This window comes from Amycolatopsis sp. NPDC000009, assembly GCF_055563465.1.
Map to the genome: position 1 here is coordinate 295,716 of NZ_JBVHDI010000001.1, position 20,008 is coordinate 315,723.

The 20,008-nt window shown below is 70.8% G+C and carries 19 protein-coding genes; 9 read left to right on the forward strand and 10 right to left on the reverse strand.

The window, feature by feature from the left end:
- The first annotated feature begins 46 nt into the window (after positions 1-46).
- Positions 47-1,624, forward strand: a complete 1,578-nt coding sequence (locus ACZ3HL_RS01565) for a SpoIIE family protein phosphatase (RefSeq protein ID WP_465528092.1) — start codon at positions 47-49, stop codon at positions 1,622-1,624.
- On the opposite strand, the gene ACZ3HL_RS01570 is transcribed toward ACZ3HL_RS01565, so the two are convergent.
- Positions 1,607-2,614: a DNA topoisomerase IB gene (locus ACZ3HL_RS01570; protein ID WP_465528094.1), complete on the reverse strand. Its 1,008-nt coding sequence runs from the start codon at positions 2,612-2,614 to the stop codon at positions 1,607-1,609. The two genes, ACZ3HL_RS01565 and ACZ3HL_RS01570, sit on opposite strands and share 18 nt — an antisense overlap.
- A gap of 98 nt (positions 2,615-2,712) precedes the next feature.
- On the opposite strand from ACZ3HL_RS01570, the gene ACZ3HL_RS01575 reads away from it, so the two are divergent.
- Positions 2,713-3,255 (forward strand): type 1 glutamine amidotransferase domain-containing protein, encoded by a 543-nt coding sequence (locus ACZ3HL_RS01575; RefSeq protein WP_465528096.1) that lies wholly within the window; start codon positions 2,713-2,715, stop codon positions 3,253-3,255.
- Positions 3,256-3,313: 58 nt separating this feature from the next.
- The gene (locus ACZ3HL_RS01580) at positions 3,314-3,490 is read left to right on the forward strand and encodes a hypothetical protein (protein WP_465416492.1); all 177 of its coding nucleotides are present in this window, start codon (positions 3,314-3,316) and stop codon (positions 3,488-3,490) included.
- Here ACZ3HL_RS01580 and ACZ3HL_RS01585 read toward each other — a convergent pair.
- Both ACZ3HL_RS01585 and ACZ3HL_RS01590 read right to left on the reverse strand, forming a co-directional pair.
- The gene (locus ACZ3HL_RS01585) at positions 3,483-3,869 is read right to left on the reverse strand and encodes a hypothetical protein (protein ID WP_465528098.1); all 387 of its coding nucleotides are present in this window, start codon (positions 3,867-3,869) and stop codon (positions 3,483-3,485) included. The two genes, ACZ3HL_RS01580 and ACZ3HL_RS01585, sit on opposite strands and share 8 nt — an antisense overlap.
- A gap of 48 nt (positions 3,870-3,917) precedes the next feature.
- A complete protein-coding gene (locus ACZ3HL_RS01590; RefSeq protein WP_465528100.1) occupies positions 3,918-5,240 on the reverse strand; it encodes a protein kinase domain-containing protein in 1,323 nt (440 codons plus the stop codon).
- A gap of 144 nt (positions 5,241-5,384) precedes the next feature.
- Between ACZ3HL_RS01590 and ACZ3HL_RS01595 the strand changes: the two genes are divergently transcribed.
- Positions 5,385-6,485, forward strand: a complete 1,101-nt coding sequence (locus ACZ3HL_RS01595; protein WP_465416486.1) for a sialidase family protein — start codon at positions 5,385-5,387, stop codon at positions 6,483-6,485.
- 139 nt (positions 6,486-6,624) lie between these two features.
- The gene (locus tag ACZ3HL_RS01600) at positions 6,625-7,455 is read left to right on the forward strand and encodes an SAM-dependent methyltransferase (protein WP_465416484.1); all 831 of its coding nucleotides are present in this window, start codon (positions 6,625-6,627) and stop codon (positions 7,453-7,455) included.
- 416 nt (positions 7,456-7,871) lie between these two features.
- Here the strand turns inward: ACZ3HL_RS01600 and ACZ3HL_RS01605 are convergent, their stop codons facing one another.
- The 3 genes from ACZ3HL_RS01605 to ACZ3HL_RS01615 all read right to left on the reverse strand — a co-directional run bounded on the left by ACZ3HL_RS01605 (position 7,872) and on the right by ACZ3HL_RS01615 (position 11,968).
- Positions 7,872-9,755 (reverse strand): M48 family metalloprotease, encoded by a 1,884-nt coding sequence (locus ACZ3HL_RS01605; protein WP_465528102.1) that lies wholly within the window; start codon positions 9,753-9,755, stop codon positions 7,872-7,874.
- 169 nt (positions 9,756-9,924) lie between these two features.
- Positions 9,925-10,758, reverse strand: coding sequence for an aldo/keto reductase (locus ACZ3HL_RS01610; protein ID WP_465416480.1), 834 nt, complete (start codon positions 10,756-10,758; stop codon positions 9,925-9,927).
- A 28-nt stretch (positions 10,759-10,786) separates the two neighbouring features.
- Positions 10,787-11,968: an MFS transporter gene (locus ACZ3HL_RS01615; RefSeq protein ID WP_465416478.1), complete on the reverse strand. Its 1,182-nt coding sequence runs from the start codon at positions 11,966-11,968 to the stop codon at positions 10,787-10,789.
- 143 nt (positions 11,969-12,111) lie between these two features.
- On the opposite strand from ACZ3HL_RS01615, the gene ACZ3HL_RS01620 reads away from it, so the two are divergent.
- The 4 genes from ACZ3HL_RS01620 to ACZ3HL_RS01635 all read left to right on the forward strand — a co-directional run bounded on the left by ACZ3HL_RS01620 (position 12,112) and on the right by ACZ3HL_RS01635 (position 15,111).
- Positions 12,112-12,564, forward strand: a complete 453-nt coding sequence (locus ACZ3HL_RS01620; protein ID WP_465416476.1) for a MarR family winged helix-turn-helix transcriptional regulator — start codon at positions 12,112-12,114, stop codon at positions 12,562-12,564.
- 137 nt (positions 12,565-12,701) lie between these two features.
- Positions 12,702-14,159, forward strand: a complete 1,458-nt coding sequence (locus tag ACZ3HL_RS01625) for an amidohydrolase (RefSeq protein WP_465528104.1) — start codon at positions 12,702-12,704, stop codon at positions 14,157-14,159.
- Between the two features lie 39 nt (positions 14,160-14,198).
- On the forward strand, positions 14,199-14,603 hold the full coding sequence (locus ACZ3HL_RS01630; RefSeq protein ID WP_465416472.1) for a hypothetical protein: 405 nt from the start codon (positions 14,199-14,201) through the stop codon (positions 14,601-14,603).
- Positions 14,604-14,646: 43 nt separating this feature from the next.
- The gene (locus ACZ3HL_RS01635; RefSeq protein WP_465416470.1) at positions 14,647-15,111 is read left to right on the forward strand and encodes a DUF2127 domain-containing protein; all 465 of its coding nucleotides are present in this window, start codon (positions 14,647-14,649) and stop codon (positions 15,109-15,111) included.
- 9 nt (positions 15,112-15,120) lie between these two features.
- Here ACZ3HL_RS01635 and ACZ3HL_RS01640 read toward each other — a convergent pair whose 3' ends face one another.
- The 4 genes from ACZ3HL_RS01640 to ACZ3HL_RS01655 all read right to left on the reverse strand — a co-directional run bounded on the left by ACZ3HL_RS01640 (position 15,121) and on the right by ACZ3HL_RS01655 (position 19,962).
- Positions 15,121-15,819, reverse strand: coding sequence for a PP2C family protein-serine/threonine phosphatase (locus ACZ3HL_RS01640; RefSeq protein ID WP_465416468.1), 699 nt, complete (start codon positions 15,817-15,819; stop codon positions 15,121-15,123).
- Positions 15,820-15,968: 149 nt separating this feature from the next.
- On the reverse strand, positions 15,969-16,790 hold the full coding sequence (locus ACZ3HL_RS01645) for a hypothetical protein (RefSeq protein ID WP_465528106.1): 822 nt from the start codon (positions 16,788-16,790) through the stop codon (positions 15,969-15,971).
- A 45-nt stretch (positions 16,791-16,835) separates the two neighbouring features.
- Positions 16,836-18,686, reverse strand: a complete 1,851-nt coding sequence (locus ACZ3HL_RS01650) for a glycosyltransferase family 39 protein (RefSeq protein WP_465528108.1) — start codon at positions 18,684-18,686, stop codon at positions 16,836-16,838.
- Between the two features lie 4 nt (positions 18,687-18,690).
- On the reverse strand, positions 18,691-19,962 hold the full coding sequence (locus tag ACZ3HL_RS01655) for a bifunctional glycosyltransferase family 2/GtrA family protein (protein ID WP_465528110.1): 1,272 nt from the start codon (positions 19,960-19,962) through the stop codon (positions 18,691-18,693).
- Positions 19,963-20,008: the final 46 nt, after the last annotated feature.

Consider the following 20,008-nt stretch of genomic DNA (forward strand, 5'->3'; position numbering starts at 1 on the left):
CGCCCGCTCACACTGCGCTACCCGCAAGGCAGGAGGAGGTCCGGGAATGGTGTCACGGCCCGCCCCGGCCTCGACGTCGCTCCCCTCGGAGTCGTCGCCCCCGGCGAGCGAGGGAGCCCTGCCCGAATCCGGGCGGTTCTGGCGTGAGCTGCTCGAAGACGTCCGTGACGCGGTGCTCGTGCAGGACGTCGGCGGCGCGCTGCGCTGGTCGAATCCCGCCGCCCGCGAGCTGTTCGGCGGCGGCCGCCCGGTACTGACCGCGGAAGGCCCCGACGTCGGGCATGTCGAGCACACCGGCCGCCGGTTCCCGGCCCGGATCCGGACGCTGCCCGGCGGCTGGCACGCGTGGACGGTGACCTCCGCGGTCGCGGCCGACGGCCCGCGCGTCGACGGCTTCCTCGCCGCTTCGGCGCCCCGGCTCGCCTCCGCGCGGGGGCGGCACGGGACGGCGAAGGTGATCGCCGAGGTCGCCGCGGCCGAACTCGGCGACTGTGTCTTCGTGCTCCTGCCGACCACACGTGGCCGGTGGGAGTGGTGGAGCTGCGATCACCGCACCACCCACGGGCACGGCCGGATCAGGCGCGTTCCCGCCCAGCTGGCACCGGTGCTCGCCGGCACCTTCGCCTCCACGGACGAACTCGAGGCCAAGGCGGTCCCGGAGGAGGAGATCGCGACCCTGCCCGCGATCGTCGCGGAACGGCTCGCCGTCCATTCGTCGGTGACCGTGGTCTCACTGGGCTTCGACGGCGGATCCGGGGTCACCGGCGCGGTGGTGCTCGGCAGGCGCGGCGCGCCCGCGTTCGGCGAGGACCATCCGCGAGCGGTGACCGAGTTCGCCCGCGCGGCCGGGACGGCGCTGGCGAACGCGCACCGCTACGCCCGCCAGGAGGAGGCCACCCGCGGCCTGGAGACCACGCTGCGCCCGACGCCGCCCCCGGACGTGCACGGCGCCAGGTTCGACGTCTGGTACGAGCCCTCTGGCGGCCTGCTCGACGTCGGCGGCGACTTCTACGACGTCCTGCCGCGCGAAGGCGGCGGCGCGATGTTCGTCCTCGGCGACGTCTGCGGCAAAGGTGCCGAGGCGGCCGCGCTCACCGGCCGGGTCCGGCAGACCCTCGCCGCGCTCGACCTCGTCGAGCACGACAACACGACGTTGCTGAGCCTGCTGAACTCCCTGCTCATCACCGGCGGCAGCGGCCGGTTCGCCACGCTGGTGCTCGGTTCGGTGCTGGCGGACGAAGACGGTCTCGGCGTCACCTTGGCCTCGGGCGGGCATCCCGCGCCGCTGGTGGTGCGCCGTCGCGGCGGGGTCGACGAGATCACCCTGCCCGGCACGCTGGTCGGGATCTCCCCGCAGGCCCGCTTCGCCGAGACGGCCATCCGGCTGGCCGAAGGCGACGTCTGCCTGCTCTACACCGACGGGATCACCGAAGCGCGGCACCACGAGCGGCCGTCGGACCTGTTCGGCGACGAGCGGCTGCGTGAACTGCTGGCCGGCTGCCAGGGAATGTCCGGTCGCGAGGTGGTCGCCAGGGTCCGCTCCGCGGTGCGGGAATGGCTCGGCAGCGGGACGCACGACGACATCGCCGTCCTCGCCATCGAAGCCTCACGACCCGTTCAGTAGCCGCACCACCGCCCGCTCCACGATGTCGCGGGCTTCGTCGGGGCCGGCCGCCTTCGCGGCTCGCCGTACCGCGCGTCCGATGGTCCGGTCCCGCCGGTACGCCTCGATCACCCGAGGGTCCACATAGGACCGTCGCGCCACGGTGGGCGTGTTGCCGAGCCCTTCGGCGACTTCGGTCATCACGGCCTTCTCGACCCGCTTCAACCCTCGTTCGCTGGACGGTTTTTCCGTGTCCGCGAAGGCCGAAGCCGCCAGGACGGTGGCGTTCCAGGTGCGCAGGTCCTTGGCGGTGAAGCCGTCGCCGACGATCTCCCGGAGCCGGTCGTTGATGTCGTCGGCCTGCACCTCGTGCCAGCCGTCGCCGTCGCGATAGGCGAGCAGGCGCATGTCACCGCCCCGCACCCGCCGGAGGGAGCGGACCAGCCGCACCAGTGCCTCGTCCCGCAGCCGGACCTTCCGCTGGATGCCGTGTTTCGCGGGGTAGTCGCACACCAGGCATTCGCCGCGGAGTTCGACGTGCTCGCACAGCAACGTCGCCGCCCCGTGGGTGCCGTGCTCGTCGGCGTAGCTCTCGCCGCCGGTGCGGAAGACCCCGAGGTCGATCATGCGCAGGGCACCCGCGAGCACGCGTTCCCGCTTCAGGCCACGCGAGTCGAGGTCCTCTTGGACCGCTTTACGCAGCTTGGGCAGCTTTCGTGCCAGCGCGAGGACTCGCTCGTGCTTCTCTTCGTCCCGGGCCCGTCGCCATGCGGGGTGGTAGAGGTACTGCTTCCGTCCGGCGTCGTCGATCCCGACCGCCTGGATGTGGGCGTTCTGGTGCGGGGAGATCCACACGCGCCGCCATGCGGGCGGGATGGCGAGCGCGTTGATCCGCTCGATCGTTTCCCCGTCCTTCAGCGGCTCGCCGTCCGGGGTCAGATAGCCGAAGCCACGACCTCTGCGCCGCCTCCGGATACCGGGGGACCCCAGGTCCGCTCGCCGAAGTCGCATGCGGGCAGATACCCGCCGTGGCGGGAGTTCATGCCCATGGTTCGGCGGTCGCGGTCCGGGGTAGTCCGAGAGCGACTACGACCTCAGGAGGGAACCCGATGGCGACATCGCTGAACGGACGCCGCGTGGCCATCCTCGCCGCGGACGGCGTGGAACAGGTCGAGCTGGTCGAGCCGCGCAAGGCGGTCACCGACGCCGGGGCGACGGCCGAAGTCGTCTCGCTGGAGCCCGGCGAGATCCAGGCCATGAACGGCGACATCGACAAGGCGGACAAGTTCACCGTGGACCGCGTCGTCAAGGACGTCACGGTCGCCGACTTCGACGCGCTCGTGCTGCCCGGCGGCACGATGAATCCGGACAATCTGCGCGCGGACGAGAACGCGGTCCGCTTCGTGCGCGACTTCGTGAACAGCGGCAAACCCGTCGGCGTGATCTGCCACGGCCCGTGGACGCTGGTCGAGGCCGACGTCGTCCGCGGCCGCACGCTCACGTCGTATCCCAGCGTGCGCACCGACATCCGCAACGCCGGCGGAACCGTCGTCGACCAGGAGGTCGTCACCGACGGAAACCTGACATCGAGCCGCAATCCGGACGACCTGCCCGCGTTCTGCGCCGAGATCGTCACCCGATTCGCCGGGTAAACGAGTGGCGCGCGTCACAGAACTGGGGGATCGTTGTGGCGGGGAAGGAGGTGCCGCGATGACCGTGCACGCCAGACGCTACGGCCGCTGGTGCCGTGAGCATTTCGAGGCCGAGCACGAGCCGGAACACCCGCGGCCCGCGGAGGCCACGGCCGCCCCGGAGGTCGCCGACGCCCAGGCCGAGCAGGCCCAGGCGGGTGACGCCCCGGACGGGAAACCGGGCTCGCTCAATTGACGGAGCGGCGGTACCAGACCCGTTTCGGGCCGGGGAGGCCGATCCGCGAGACCAGGTCGGTCACCACGCCGCCGATGATCAGCCACAGCAACGCGGCGAGACCGTCGTTGAACAGGGTGCGGAGCTTGAGGCCGTCCGGGGTGAACAGGTTCCGCAGCCCGAGCGAGACGGCGCGCGACCACTGGTCGATCAGCTGCGCGAACCCGTTGCCCGGGTTGGCTTCGCCGAACACCAGCAGGATGTGCACGATCAGCACCAGCGCGGAGATCCAGCACACCGCGTGGACGATGGCGTTGACGACACGCACGACGCGGATCCTGCCGGGTGTCTGTTCGACGATTTCTTCCTGCGGCTCTCGCGGGTCGTTGATGTAGGTCATCGCCGTCTCCCATCATCGTCCACAGTGGACACCCTGCTGCGCGGTCGCTCAGCCGGGTGGCCCTGGCCTGCTGCTCTTCGTCGGCGGGCCGGGCCTGGTCTTGCTCGGCTTGCCCGAGGTGCTCCGCCGGTCGCCGGCGGTGGTCGTGTCCCTCGCTGCCGAGGTGGCCTCGGTGCTTTCGGTGTGGGACGGCTCCCCGGAGGCCGGGACGGCCTCGGTCACCACGACGGTGCCGTTGCTCGCCTTCGGGCCGCTGGTCGGCACTTCGACGGCCTCCGAAGACTGCACGGCACGCGTTTCCTGGCCTGCCACCGGGGCGGACGAGCCGCTCACCGCCGGGGGAAGCAGGCCGCCCGGCTGGACCGGCGCGGGCGACCCCGTCTGATTGAGGGCCAGCATGACACCCAGGGTGATCGCGGCGGCGGGCGCGCTGACGGCGGCGACCACGGCCGCCCGCTTCCGGGTAGCGGGGGCGAGCCGGACCACCTTCGTCCCGGTGGAATCCTCCAGCAGGATCCGCGCGATGGCCGCGGCCGTCGGGCGCTGCGACGGCTTCCGCGCGGTCATCCCGCGCAACAGCGTCGTCATGGTCACCGACAGCCCGCTCGGGATGCGGGGTGGCCGGTGCAGCCGCCCGACCGCGGCCTCGACCGGGGTCCCGGTGTACTCGCGCTGTCCGGACAGGCATTCGAGCAGGACGAGGCCGAGCGAATAGATGTCGGCGGGCGGGCCGACGTTCTCGCCGCGGACCTGTTCGGGCGCCATGTACGCCGCCGTGCCGACGACGCCGCCGGTCTCGGTCACCCTGGTCGCGTCGAAGGCGTGCGCCACCCCGAAGTCGCCGATCAACGGGCCGTCTTCGGCGATCAGGATGTTCGCCGGTTTCAGGTCACGGTGGGTGATGCCGTGCGCGTGGACGTGCGCGAGCGCGTCGGTCAGCCGGGCGGCCAGCTCGACGACCTCGTCCTGGGGGAGCGGGCCGGACCGCAGGCGCTGGGCCAGGTTCGGGCCCTCGACCAGGCGCATCGTGAGGTAGGTGTAGCCGTCGTCTGAGCCCGCGTCGTACAGCGGGACCAGCCCGGGGTGGCGGACCGCGCTGAGGGTCTGGATCTCCTGCTCCCGGCGGCGCTCGTCCCTGGCCATCGTGTCCGCGTGGAACAGTTTCAGCGCGACTTCGCGCCCTTCGCGCATGTCCCAGGCGCGGAAGACGCGCGCGGTCGCGCCACGGCCGAGCAGCTCCCCGACCTCGTACCGGCCGGCGAGCCTGCGCGGCAGATGGTCCGGGTCGTGGACGTTCAGGCTGAACCGGCGCTGAGTGGTCCCGGGGTCTTCTTCCTCATCACCACCAGCACGCGCACCCGCGTCGCCCATCGGTGCTACCTCCGTCTCACCGGCCGAACGCCGTATACCCGGTCCGGCCCCGGGCGAAACAAGGTTTGCGAGAGTACCGGAGATGAGCTGGGGGTTCACCCCGAACGGCGGGCAACCCGGGCGGGGGCCGGACGTCCCGTGGTCATGAAGCCGAACCGGTGGGCCGCGCTCGCCGCCGCCGCACTGACCGCCCTGGCCACCTTCACCCCGCCCGCCGCCGCCGACGACGCCCAGGTGCCCAAGGGATTCGCCCCCGCGTCGACGAGCTGGACCGGGCCGCGGCACGGATTCGTCCTCGGGTTCTCGCCGTGCGGGAGACCCGGATGGTGCGCCTCGCTGCTGGCGACCACCGACGGCGGAGAACGGTGGCGCCGCGTCGGTGAACCGCCGATCTCCTTGCCGGACAACCACAATCAGGTCAAACTCACGGTGATCGACGGGCGCGACGCGTTCCTCTCCGACGGCACCCGGCTGCTCGCCAGCCACGACGGTGGCGCCAAATGGTCCGAAGTCCGCCTCGCCGGGGTGCGGGAACCCTTCTATATTTCGAAGATCGCCGAAGCGGGTCCGCGGGTGTTCGCGATGGTCACCGGATTCGGCACCCCGTCGACGACGACGCTGTACGCCGGGATCTCCGGCACGCGGCTGCTCCTGCCGGTCCCGGGATTCACCGTCACCGGCTCCTCGACCTACGGCGACATCGCCACCAGCGGCGGGATCCAGGTTTCGATGGGGGCGGACCATCGCGTCCAGAAGTACTGGACGTCGTCGGACGGTCTGACCTTCGCGGCCGCGCCACCGCCCTGCCCGGCGGACAGTTCGGCTTCGCTGAGCGGCGTCCGGCGAGGGCAGGTGCTGGCGCTGTGCAGCGGAGGACCGGGGACGCCGCAGCCGGGGGCGACCGTCCGGCGGCTGTGGCGCGCGCCGAAGCTCGGCGGGCACTTCACCGCGACGGCGCAGGCACCCGTCCTCGGGATCGACCAGAGCTTCAGCGCGGCTTCGCCCACGGCGGCGACCGTCGCGGCGGAAGGCGGCGGCACCGGATTCCTGCACAGCACCGCCGACGGCGGATCGACCTGGACGACGACCGTGCTCAGCGGCCGCGGCGTCTGCCTCAACGATCTGGACTTCCCGGACGAGCGGGTCGGCGTGGTCGTGGACGGCCTGCCCGACGCCGACGGCGGGTCCGCCGTGTACCGCACCACGGACGGCGGAGTCACGTGGCGTGAGCTCGCCTTCGGGTGATCGTCGCAGGTGAGCAAGGCCCTTGGGGAGGTTCACGTGACAGCACGCCATGTCGTAATCTGTGTACGGTCCGTCGATGTCGAGGGAGCCGTGGGCGCGTTCGCGCGGCCCGTGCGCGGCTGAAGGGTGGAACGTGTCCATGACTTCGGACGAGGTCCGGTCTGTGCCGAGGCGTCCCCTTCCCCTCGACTACAGCAAGCCCAACCTCGCCCGGATGAAGGACGTCCTTCTCGGCGGGCACGACCACTACGAGGTCGACAGGCGGGCGGTCGAGGACCTGCTCGCCCTCGCCCCCGACGCCGCGGCGATGGCCAAGGAGTTCCGCTCCTGGGCGAACCGGGTGGTCCGGTTCCTCGCCGGCGCCCGCGGGATCGACCAGTTCCTCGACCTGGGCTCCGGCCTGCCCACCTCGGAGAACACGCATCAGGCGGCGCAGCGGTACAACCCGGACGCGCTGGTCGTCTACGTCGACCACGACCCGGTCGTCCAGGCACACGGGCTGGCGCTGCTGGAGGACCTCCTCGTCCACGTCAGCGGCGCCGATCTGACCGACCCCGAGCAGACCCTCGCCGATCCGGTGGTCGCCGAGCACATCGAGTTCGACCGCCCGGTCGCGGTGATCCTGAACTCGGTGCTGCACCACATCGAGGACCTCGACGAGGCGCGGTCCGTCGTCCGCGCGTACGTCGACGCGATCGCGCCCGGCTCCTACGTGCTGATCACCCACGACTTCACCCCGGGCGAGGGCGCACGCGGCGCGCTCGCCCGGAAGCTCGACGACCTGATGGCGAGCACCGGGCACCGCACCGTGCACCGCGGCCGCGACGAGATCGAGTCGCTGTTCGACGGGCTGGAGATCCTGGAGCCCGGCGTCGTCCACCTGCACGAATGGTGGCCCGAGGGGCCGCGTCTCGCGCCGCTGACCGAGCTGAACCACCTGAGCCTCGGCGGCGTGGGGGTCAAGCCTTAGGGGTCGTGCGGGGCTCGGCACTGGCGCGCGTGTCGCGAAAGCCACTTTCGCAACGTTGAGGGTTGCGAAAGTGGCTTTCGCAACCTGTATGGGGACGGGCTGGCCGTCCTTCCACGTTCGATCGTCAGCGCGCGCTTCGCCCACTGGCGTCCGTGTCGCGAAAGCCACTTTCGCGACGTGCGTGGAGGGCCGTTCCTCCCGTGTGGCGGTTGGTGCAGTTTCGCCGCTGGCGGCTGGGTTGCGAAAGCCACTTTCGCAACGTTGAGGGTTGCGAAAGTGGCTTTCGCAACCTGTATGGGGGCGGGCTGGCCGTCGTTCCAGGTTCGATCGTCAGCGCGCGCTTCGCCGCTGGCGCGCGTGTCGCGAAAGCCACTTTCGCGACGTGCGCGAAGCGAGACCGAACACGAAAGCGCGCCTCAAGCCCTCAGCGACCCGAAGAACGCCGTCAGCTCGTCGTGGGCGGTCCCGAAATCCTCGGTGTTGCCGGTGAAGGCCAGTTCCAGCGTCTCGCCGTCGGACAGCTCCAGCGTCACGTACGCGGTGAGCTTCCGGCGGGGGAAACCGCCCGCGACGATGTCCGGGAACGGGATCCGCCGGGCGCCCGGTTCGGCGCGCAGATCGTCGAGGCCGCGCTCTCGCAGCTTCCGGATCCGCTTGCGGTCCGACACGCCGCGTGCCCCGATCAGGCCGGCGAGGCCGCGGCGGATCAGCACCGAACGCGCCATCGGCAGCAGCACCACTTCGGTGTCGCAGACGATCAGGTCGTAGAGCTTCCGTTTGGCCTTGAGAGCGGTGAACATCCCGAGCATCCGTGCTTCGGCGGGATCCGGCTCCGGCTGGGGCTCCTGCTTGCAGAAGTACCCGGCAGGCACGCTCAGCAGTTGCAGGTTGTGGACCAGTTCGTCGACCGCGCGCGGGCTCCGCACCGCCGGGCCGACCAGTTCGGCGACGTCGAACGGCTCGCCGTCGCCGAGACACAGTTCCCAGCCGCCGCCCCAGTTCAGGCGGTGGGCGGCGACGCCGTTGTCGATCATCGCGGCGGTGACGGTGTCGGCGAACAGTCCGGTGAGCAGATCGAGGCTCTCCTCGCGGGACGGCGCCCGCAGGGGTTTGGCGAGCGCGTCGGCGTCCCCGTCGCGCAGCACCCGCACGACCTCGCCGATCGTGCCGCGCGGAGCCAGCCTGCTCTCGATCCCGGCCGAGGTCAGCAGCCTCGCGCCCTCCGCCACCGACGCGCGGCCCGCGCGTTTGACGACTTCGTCCCAGTCGGCGCGCGGTCCGGCGTCGCGGACCAGCACGGCCAGCTCCGCCTCGGGCACGTCGATCTTCGGCGCGCCCAGGAGCGACCACCCCGGCCGCGCGTCCGGCTTCACCGGGTTGTCCGGCACGCCCGCCAGCGCGGCGATCCGCCGCTTCGTCGGCGGATGGCTGTCGTACTTCGACAGCTCCTCGCCGTCGATGATGTCGTCGGCGTACTCGGTCACCCAGTCCCGCTGGACGGGGTGGTTGAGGTACGACCGGAACCCCAGCAAAACGGCGGGAGTGCGCCGCGCCGCCACGCCGAGCGAGAGATAGCGCTCGGAGTAGTCCTTCCACAGCGGGCTCAGCGTCGCGACCTTCCGCAACGCCGCGGCCGCCGTCCGGCTGCCCGCCGCGAGCACGGACGCCTCGTCGGCCTGCAGTTCCTGCCGCCGGTTCGCCGACCGCGCGATCAGGAGGTACAGCTTCGAGTACGCGGAGAGCAACGCCCTGGCGGGGCCGCCGTCCAGCCTGTCGACGGTGAACGCGAGCGTCTGGGTGCCGCGGTAGGTCAGCGCGAGCAGGCGGGTATGGCCGCCGCTGTAATGGCCGAGTTCGTGCGCGAGCACCGCGCGCAGCTCGCTCACACTCAGCGCGGCCATCAGCGGCAGCCCGATCAGCATCGTGCGGCGGCCCGGCCGCAGACCGAGGAACCGGGCGTCCTCGCTGACCGCGGCGTTGATCTCGCCGATCAGCACGATCTCGTCCGGCGGCCGCGTCTTCACCTGGGCGGCGAGGTCGTCGATCATCCGCCACAGCGCGGGATGCGCTTCGCGGTCCAGCCGCGGCCCCTCGATCGGGGGACGCCGCGCCCGCAGCGCGCTCGCCAGCCCGAAGCCGAGCGCGATCATGATCGCGAGCCCGCCGAGCATGACGTAGGTGCCGATCTTGCCCTGGATCCGCAGGCCTGCCAGCACACTGGCGACACCCACCGCGACGACCACCACCGGGAACGCCACGAGCAGAAGTGTCGCGAGGACGGCGCGTCCTCGGGCCTGCATCGTCGGTTACCTCTTTTCGCACAAGTGCCGTCTGTGCGGCCGAATAGTAACCGGCTACGCAGCGGGCTCGTGCCGAAACAACGAGCTACGCCCGCGACCTGCGAACACCCAAAGCCTCGTGAGTGGTAAGGACGGTTAGAACCGTCCTTACCACTCACGAGGCTGACGACTAGGCGACGTTGAAGGTGTCGGGATCCGGTCCGGTCCGCTCGCCCCGGTCCAGCACGGACAGCGAAGCGATGTCCTCCTCCGACAGCGTGAACCCGAAGACGTCGAGATTTTCCTTGATCCGCGACGGCGTCACGGACTTCGGGATCACGACGTTGCCGAGCTGCAGGTGCCACCGCAGGACGACCTGCGCCGGCGTGCGGCCGTGCTTCGAAGCCAGCGCGGTGATCGCGCCCTCGCCGAGCAGGTCGCCGCCCTTGGCCAGCGGGCTCCACGCCTCGGTCGCGATGCCGTGCTTCGCGTCGAATTCGCGCACGGTGGCCTGCTGCAGGTACGGGTGCACCTCGACCTGGTTGACCGCCGGGGTCACCGAGCCGACGTCGAGAAGCCGTTCCAGGTGCGCGGGCTGGAAGTTGGACACTCCGATCGCGCGCACCCGGCCGTCGGCATACAGCTTCTCGAAGGCCTTCCACGTGTCGCGGTAAAGATCGCGCTCCGGCGTCGGCCAGTGGATGAGGTAGAGGTCCAGCTTCTCGAGACCCAGCTTGGCCAGGCTGGCGTCGAACGCCTTCAGCGTGGCGTCGTAGCCCTGTTCGCTGTTCCACAGTTTGGTGGTGATGAACAGCTCGTCGCGCGGGATCCCGGACTCGGCGAGCGCCTTGCCGACGCCCGCTTCGTTGCCGTAGATGGCGGCGGTGTCGATGCTGCGGTAGCCCGCGTCCAGCGCGGCCTTGACCGCGGCGGTGGTCTCCTCGTCCGGCACCTGGAAGACGCCGAACCCGAGCTGCGGCATCTCCACCCCGTTGTTGAGCTCGACGGTGGGAATGTCGGTCACTTGCGTTCCTTTCGTGGGTACTTGCGGGTCAGGCGGCGGGGGCCAGTTCGGCGCGACGAGCCTTTCGCCGCCCGCTGTCGAGCATGCCGGAGATGACCGCGACCAGCAGTCCGGCGAGCGCGAGCGCGGCGCCGATCCAGTTGGGCGCGGTGTAGCCGAGGCCGGCGTCGATGGCCTTGCCGCCGAGCCACGCGCCCCCGGCGTTGCCGAGGTTGAACGCGGCGATGTTGGCCGCCGAAGCCAGCGCGGGCGCGCCTTCGGCCTTGTTCATGACGCGGGCCTGCAGCGGCGCGACGGTCGCGAAACCGGCGGCGCCGAAGACCGCGATGGTGATCGCGGCGGGGAGCTGGGCGTGCGCGGTGAAGACGAACACGACCAGCACGGCCGCGAGCACGGCGAGGATGACGTACAGGCTGGGCATCAGTGACCGGTCGGCCGCCTTGCCGCCGAGCAGGTTGCCGACGAACAGGCCGCCACCGAACAGCACCAGCAGCCAGGTCACCGCGCCGGGGGAGAAGCCGGCGACCTCGGTCATCATCGGGGCGATGTAGGTGAAGGACGCGAACACCCCGGCGAAGCCGAGCGCGGTCATCGCCAGCGCGAGCCACACCTGCGGACGCCGGAACACCGCCAGTTCGCTCCGCAACCCGGCGCTCTTCGTCGTCGCCTGCACGGGAACCAGCGCGAGGATCCCGATCAGGCCGATCACGCCGAGCGCGCTGACCGCCCAGAACGTCGAACGCCAGCCCAGCGCCTGGCCGAGCGCGGTCCCGGCGGGGACACCGAGGACGTTGGCGACGGTCAGGCCGGTGAACATCATCGCGATGGCGCCCGCCTGCTTGGTCGGCGCGACCAGCGAGGCGGCGACGACCGCGCCGACGCCGAAGAACGCGCCGTGCGAGAGCGCGGCGACCACGCGACCGGTCATCAGCAGGCCGTAGGTGGGGGCCAGCGCGGAAACGACGTTGCCGGCGATGAACAGGACCATCAGGCCGACCAGGACCGTCTTGCGCGGCACCCGCGACGCGAGCGCGGTCAGCAGCGGGGCACCGACCACGACGCCCAGCGCGTATCCGGAGATCAGCAGTCCGGCGGAGGGGATCGAGACGCCGAAGTCGCCCGCGACCTCGGGCAGCAGGCCCATGATCACGAACTCGGTGGTGCCGATACCGAAGGCACTGATCGCCAGTGCGAGCAGAGCGGCAGGCATTGGAGGCTCACTTCTTCCCGTAGAGTGGTGTTGTCTGGCGTTGGCAACTACGGGCGTCTGAAATAGTTGCACGCGCCGTATATTGCACACGCTTGATGATGCATGACGCAACGAAGCTCGGGCAACCGGGGAAGAGGTGAACCGTGTCACTGGCCGACGACGCCGTGGAGGCACGCGCGCAGGGCTGGCGGACCTTGGCCGCACTGCACGCGCGGATCGAGGACGCGCTGGAGCGCGCGCTGGCACAGGAGCACTCGCTGTCCGTCAGCGAGTACACCGTGCTGGACGTGCTCGCCCGTCAGGACGGTTTCCATCTGCGGATGAACCAGCTGTCGAACGCCGTCGTGCTCAGCCAGTCGGCGACGACCCGGCTGGTGTCGCGGCTGGAGGACCGGGGACTGCTGCAGCGGTACCTGTGCCCGGACGACCGGCGGGGGATCTACACGGAGGTCACGCCGTCGGGGCAGGAGCTGCTCGCGGCCGCGCGGCCGACGCACGACGCCGTCCTCACCGAGGCTTTGGCCGCCGCCGAAGAACTCCCGGAACTCGCGCCCTTGGTCGCCGCGCTCGGAAAGCTCACCTTCGCCCGCTCCTGACCACTCCCGCGTTTCGTCCTCTGAATGCGGTAGTTGGCATCGCGAACCACCGCATCCAGAGGACTAAACGCGGCCGGGGGCGTACGCAAGGAGCGCATCCAGAGGACTAAACGCGGCTGGGCTGGCAAGGTGAGGGCGTGGACGATCTTCTGTTGCGCCGGGTCCGGGTCGGCTTGGCGGGTTCCCTGTCGGACGTGCGGATCGAGGGCGGCCGGATCGCGGCCATCGCGGGGCCGGGGCAGGCGGGTGAGGCGTCGGAGATCCTGGACGGGCACGGCGGCACCCTGCTGCCCGGCCTGGTCGACGCGCACGTGCACACCGCCCAGTGGTCGGCCGCGCGCCGCCGGATCCCGCTGGGGGAGGCGACTTCCGCCGCGCACACGGTCGAGCTCGTGCTGGCACATCTGCTGGCGAATCCCGCGCCGCCCGGCGAGCTCGTGCTCGGCGCCGGCTTCCGCGACGGACTCTGGCCCGACGCCCCGCACAAGGATCTGCTGCAGAAGGCGCTGCCCGGGCATCCGGTCGCGCTGTTCAGCGCCGACCTCCACACGTTGTGGCTCAGCCCGGCCGCGCTCAGGCTCATCGGCCGCGAGCATCCGACCGGGGTGCTGCTGGAGAACGACTGCATGAGCGCGACGGCCGAACTCCCGATCGCTCCCGAGGACGTCATCGACGGCTGGGTGGCCGATGCCCTCGACGCCGCGGCCGCCCGCGGCGTCACCAGGATCGTCGACTACGAATACGCCGACACGGTCACCGACTGGCGGCGACGGCAGGCGCGGAAACCCCTGCCGGTCCGGGTTTCCTGCGTGATCGCGAAGTACCTGCTCGACACCGCCATCGAACGCGGCCACCACTCCGGAGACGTCCTGGAGGGCAGCGGCGGACTGCTCACGGTCGGCCCGTTCAAGCTGTTCGTCGACGGTTCGCTGAACACGCGCACCGCGTACTGCGTCGGCCACTACGCCGGAACCGAGTCCCACGGGCTGCTCGAACTACCGCCCGGGGAGCTGGAACCGTTGATGCGCAAGGCTTCCGAACACGGTCTTTCGCCCGCGGTGCACGCGATCGGCGACCACGCCAACAAGATCGCGCTCGACGCCTTCGCGAAGGTCGGCTGCGCGGGCCGCATCGAGCACGCGCAACTGCTGCGTGCCGAGGACGTCACCCGCTTCGCTGAACTGGGGGTCGTGGCGAGTGTGCAGCCCGCCCATCAGCCGGACGACCGCGACGTCGCCGACCGGCATTGGCATGGCTGGACCGATCGGGCGTTTCCGTACGGCGCCTTGCACCGCTCCGGGGTGACGCTGGAGTTCGGTTCGGACGCGCCGGTCGCGCCGCTGGACCCGTGGGACGCGATCGCGTCGGCGGTCAGCCGCACCGACGACGAGCGCCCGCCGTGGCATCCCGAGCAGGCCATGCCGCTGGAGGCCGCGCTCGCCGCGTCGTCCGGTGGCCGGACGTCGGTGGCCGTCGGGGACGTGGCGGACCTGGTCGTCACCGCGGTGGATCCGGCGCGGCTGTCCCCGGCCGGGCTGCGCGACATCCCCGTCACCGCCACGGTCATGGACGGCCGTGTCACCTACGCGTCCTGAGTCTTCCCTTGCGGTGACGCAACGCCTCAATGGAAGGGCATGGATCACCGCCTGCTCGACCGGCTCCGGGACCTCCACGGCTCCTTGAGCGACGACATCGGCTTCGTCACCCGGATGGTCGAAGAGGACGTGCCGCGCGCCGACGTCCTCCGTGATCTCGGGGAACGGCTCACCGACCTCGGCACGGCACTGCTCGCCCGTTCGGACGACGTCAACGCCGACGTGCTCGCGAAGCTGCCGGACGACGGCTGGCTGCCCGAAGCGGGTGACCGCCACCGGGCGCTGCTCGTGGCCCACCACGTCGGCGAGCGGCCGCTGCGCTGCGGGCGGATCTATCTCGCCGTCTGCGGTGCGCCGTGCTTCCCCTTCTACGGCAGGGACCTCTCCGGGCGGATCGCGCGGCACGAGCGGTGCCCGGCCTGCCAGGACCGCCTGTTCCGGTGACGGCGGCTGCGAGCGGCGGCGAGGTGCGGCAGGGTCAGGTGACATGAGCACCGAGAAGCTGTTCCGGATCGCCATCGCCCTGAAGGGGCTCGACGGCGCATTGCAGCTGGTCGGCGGGCTGGTCCTGCTGATCGTGCCGGCGTCGGTCATCTCCGGCTTCGCGCACGCCGTCGTCACCCGGGACCTGCTCGGCGACCCCGAAGGGACGCTGGCCCGGCACCTCGAACTCGCCGCCGGCCACTTCGCCGAGGGCCGGACGTTCGCCGTCGTGTACCTCGTGGCGCACGGGCTGATCAAACTCGGCCTGGTCTGGGCGCTGGCGAAGAAGGTGATGCGGGCGTACCCCGTCGCCGCCGTGGTGCTCTCGGCGTTCGTGGTCTACGAGATCTTCCGCGCGATCCACACACATTCACTCGCGCTGCCGTTCTTCGCCGCCCTCGACGTGGTGATCGTCGTGCTGGTCCTGCGCGAATACCGGCAGCTCAAACGGGATCGCGTCGCGGCCTGACCGCCCGGTTCAGGCCGCGACGCGAAACTTTTCCGTGGTGACGTCCGCGCCGGGCGGATCCACCACGAGCGCGGTGGCGTTGTCGGAGCCACCGAGCGAGATCGCCGTCCGCACCAGCTCGGTGGCCGCCCTGTCCGGCATCCCGAGGATGTCGAGCATGGTCTGGCCGCTGAGCGTCTTGTGCACACCGTCGCTGGTGAGCACGAGCCCGCCGGTCGTGACGGTGGCCGTGCCGATCTCGTGCGCACCGGCCGTGCGGACGCTGGTGGTGACGACGTGTTCCATCCGCGGTGTCACGGGTTGTCCGTGGTCGCGGAAGTACTGCGCGAGCGTATGGTCCTTCGTCACCTGCCGCACGGTGTAACCGTCCCAAGCGTACGCCCGTGCGTCCCCGACCCAGGCGATGCCATACCCCTCGTCGGTCCGCACGGCCACGACGAGGACGCAGTCACCCGCCTCGCCGAGGGCGAGCACGGCCCGCTGAGCAGCGAGAACGGCCCCGATCGCCCCTTGCTCGGCCGGCGTCCTGGCCGCCGCCGAGGCCGCCGTCCGCGCCGCGTGTGCCGCGTTCGGGTGATCTCCGACTCCATCGGCCAGCGCGAACACGATCCCTCGTCCGCCTGGGGGCGCATACGCCGCGACGGCGTCCGCGTTGTGCTCGCGCGGCCCTTGCGCGCTCGCCGTGTGCCAGTGTGGAAGCTCCCTCATGGTCTTCTCCTCACCCCTGGGTGATTCCCTGCTTCCAGGGTGCGCCGTGAACCTGTGGGGCGGCTGAGGGGCAGGTGAAAGGCAGCTGTCGGTCCCGTCTCGTGAGTGGTAAGGACGGTTCTAACCGTCCTTACCACTCACGAGGTCGGTCAGCGCAGCCGTGTGATCAGCGTCCGCAACCAGCTCTCCGCCATCGCCGGTTCCTTCCGCAGATGCCGCACCAGCAGGTCCCGCCCGGCCTTCGAGCGGCCCGCCTCGACGATCTCGACCGCCTCGGCCAGCCCCCGCAGCCGCTTCTCCGAATGCTCCGGCGCGCGGCCGTTCTCGTCCGACCACCGCGGCCGCGGGAACGACGCCGTGAGCTTGGGCTGCGTGTTGCCGAAGTAGAGCCAGACCGGCTCGTCGAGCGAGATGTTCCGGACGCCGTTCGAGGGCAGGTCGGCGGGCCAGTCGAACTGCTGCTGCCAGCGGAAGGCCGACGGGCTCGTGTCCTCCCGGATGGTGATCCCGAGGAACCGGAGCCGCCCGCGGATGATGCTCCAGGCCTCGCGCTCATCGTCGATCCAGTTCCGCAGCAGTCCGTAGAGGCCGGTGAACGTCTGTCCTGTGTAGACGAGGTCGACGAACACCTTCGGCCGTCCGCGGGCCAGGTCGTGCGGGCTCAGTCCCGCCGAAGCGAGATACCCGCGAAGAGTGTCCACATCGGACTCGGTGAGACCGTTCCAGGTGCCGGCGAACGACAACGGCAACTGGTGGATCCGTTCCCGCCAAGGGGTTCCGCTCAGCAGGTCGTGCACGCTGTCCGCGGAGCGCCCGACGAAGTACAGATCCGCGTCACCGGCGCGGGCGATCACCTTCGCGGCGCATTCGATCAGTTCGTCCAGAAACCACAGCGACGGCTTTCCGGCGCGCTCCAGTAGCGTCCCGAGCTGGTCGGGGCGCACGAGATCCCAGCGGTACGGCCGATTCACGCCGTCCAGGATTCCCGTGCGCCCCAACGTTTGTCGACGTATTTTTCAGGAGAGCAGGTGGTACACCGTCTGCTCGCCGATCGTGGTGGCGGTGAAGTTCTCGGCGACCCATTCGGAGATTTCGTTCGAGCGTCCGCCGGGGCCACCGCCACGGCCGCCTTCGACGTAGTAGGTGATTTCCCCCTTCGCCACGTACTGCTGGAATTCCGCCAGTGTCGGGGCGGGATCCCCGCCGCTCCAGCCGCCGATGCCGATCACCGACTTCCCGCTCGCGAGTTCCAGGCTCGCCGCCGCTTGCGAACTCGTCGTCGCGGCGGCCCATTTCGTCGTGGTCGCGGCGAGCGCGGCCCCGATCTCCGCGGACGAGCCTTCCTCCATTCCCATGCCCATTCCCCGTTCACCGCCGGTCGACGGGCCGGAGAGCGGGATGGAGCCGGAGTGCGCCTGCGAAGCGGTTTCGATGCCGTACGCGGTGGTGCCGAGCCCGACGGTCAGGACGGCGGCCGTCGCGACGACGGCGACGAGTTTGCGCGCCGGCGGCACACCGACCAGCACCACGGTCGCGGTCAGCAGGCCGAGCCCGGCGATGATCCAGCGCAGCGCGGGCAGCCAGTCCGCGTCGCGGTCCAGCAGAATGTACGCCCAGACGGCGCTGGCCGCGATCATCAGCGACAGGAACACCCGAGGCGCGAGGTGCGCCCGGCCGCGCCACAACGAGGTCCCGGAGATCGCCACCACGGCGGCGATCGACGGCGCCAGCGCGACGGCGTAGTACGGGTGCACGATGCCGCTCATGAAGCTGAACACCAGCGCGGTGACGAGCATCCAGCCGCCCCACACGATCAGCGCGGCCCTCGTCCGGTCGGTCCCGGCGGCCCGCCTGGTGAACCACAGCCCCGCGACCAGCCCGATCAGCGCCGCGGGCAGCAGCCACGACACCTCACCGCCGAAACTGGCGCCGAACATCCGGGTCAGGCCGCTCTCGCCGCCGAAACCGACATTCCCGCCGACGGAGCCGACAGAGCCACCGGGGCCGACCACCATGCCGCCCCCACCCCTGCCGAAGATCCGGCCGAGTCCGTTGTAGCCCAAGGCCAGTTCGAGCAGGCTGTCGCCGTCCGAGCCCCCGATGTACGGTCGCGAGTCCGTCGGCCACAGGTCGACCAGCGCGATGTACCAGCCCGCCGAGACGACCACCGCGACCACCGCGCCTGCCAAGTGGAGCAGCCGTTTCCCCAGCGACGCCGGTGCCGCGATCAGGTAGGCGAGGCCGAACGCGGGCAGCACCAGGAACGCCTGCATCATCTTGGTCAGGAAGCCGAACCCGATGGCGACGCCGGCGAAGGCCAGCCAGCGCGGGCTCGCCTTCTCGATCGCGCGGATCGTGCAGTACCCGCCGGCGATCAGGAGCAAGGTCAGGAACGCGTCGGGGTTGTTGAACCTGAACATGAGCGCGGCGACCGGGGTGACGGCGAACGCCGCCCCGGCGAAGAGGCCGGCGACGGGGCCGGAGGTCCGCTTCACCGTCAGGTACAGCAGGCCGACCGAGGCGACACCCATCAAGGCCTGCGGGGCCAGCACGGTGAAACCGGAGAAGCCGAAGAGCCGGGCGAACGCCGTCGTCACCCAGAGCGCGGCGGGCGGTTTGTCGACGGTGAGCACGTTCCCGGCGTCGACCGAGCCGAACAGCCACGCCTTCCAGTCCTGCGTGCCGGACTGCACCGCCGCGGCGTAGAACGAGTTGCCGTAACCGGAGGCGGTCAGGTTCCAGAGGTACAGCAGCGCGGTGGCCGCGAGCAGCCCGAAGACGGCGGGCCGGACCCAGCGGCCGGGCGGTTTCGTGGCGTTCTCCGCGGCGTGGCCGGGGCCCACCCGGGAAGCGAGTGCGGTGGTCATGGGGTCAGCTCTCCATCTCGGTGGCGGGGCGGCGGCGGAACACCCAGCCGCGCAGCAGCAGGAAACGCAGGACGGTGGCCGCGAGGTTCGCGAGCACGAGCGCGGTGATCTCGAGCGGCAGGCCGGGAGCCGTCATCGTGTGCAGCAGCGCCAGCGCGCCACTGGTGAGCGCGAGCCCGAGGCCGAACACGATGAGGCCCTGGAACTGGTGCAGCCCGGCACCTTCCCGGCCGCGGATGCCGAACGTCAGGCGCCGGTTGAGCGCGGTGTTGCCGATCGCGGTCACCAGCAGTGCGACGAGGTTCGCCGCCTGCGCGCCGGTGAACGTCCGCAGCAGCAGGAAAAGCACGAGGTAGGCGATGGTGCTGGCGACGCCGACGGCGGCGAACCGCACCAGCTGCCGCACCAGGCTCGGCGCCACGCCCGGCGCCTGTACCTGGATCGGCGCGCGGCCGAGTTGTTCCCGCAGGCCGCTGATCGGGATCCGTCCGGTCATCGTCGCCTTGGCCAGCCGCGCGATCCCTTTGAGGTCGGCGGTCGCGGTGGCGATGATGTTCACCGACGAGTCCGGGTCGTCCACCCAATCGACGGGGACCTCGTGGATCCGCAGCCCGGCCTTCTGCGCCAGGACGAGCAGTTCGGTGTCGAAGAACCAGCCGGTGTCCTGGACATGGGGGAGCAGCCGCTCGGCGACGTCGGCGCGGATGGCCTTGAAACCGCACTGCGCGTCGCTGAACCTCGCCGCCAGCGTGCCGCGCAGGATCAGGTTGTAGCAGCGGGAAATGAACTCACGCTTCGGCCCGCGCACCACCCGCGCGCCGCGGGCGAGCCTGCTGCCGATGGCGAGATCGGAGTGACCGGACAGCAGCGGCGCGACGAGTGGTCCGAGCGCGGCCAGATCGGTCGAGAGGTCCACGTCCATGTACGCGAGCACCGGAGCGTCCGAAGTGGACCAGACCGAGCGCAGTGCGCGGCCGCGGCCCTTTTGGTCGAGGTGGCGGGCTTCGACGTCGTCGAATTCGCGGCTCAGCCGTTCGGCGACCCGCAGGGTGCCGTCGGTACTGGCGTTGTCGGCGACGGTGATCCGGAACGGGTACGGGAACTGCTCCACGAGGTGCGCGCGCAGCCGCCGGACGCACGGTTCGAGGTCGGTTTCCTCGTTGTGGACCGGGATGACGACGTCAAGCACGGGGGAGCCGTCCGGGGCGATGGCGGGGCGGCGGCCGCTGTCGGCGCCGGAGAGGATCGCGGTGGTCATGGTGTCAATCTCGGTCATCGCGCTGAGGTCGCCTTGTGTCCGAGCTGTGCTGTCGCTGTGTCCT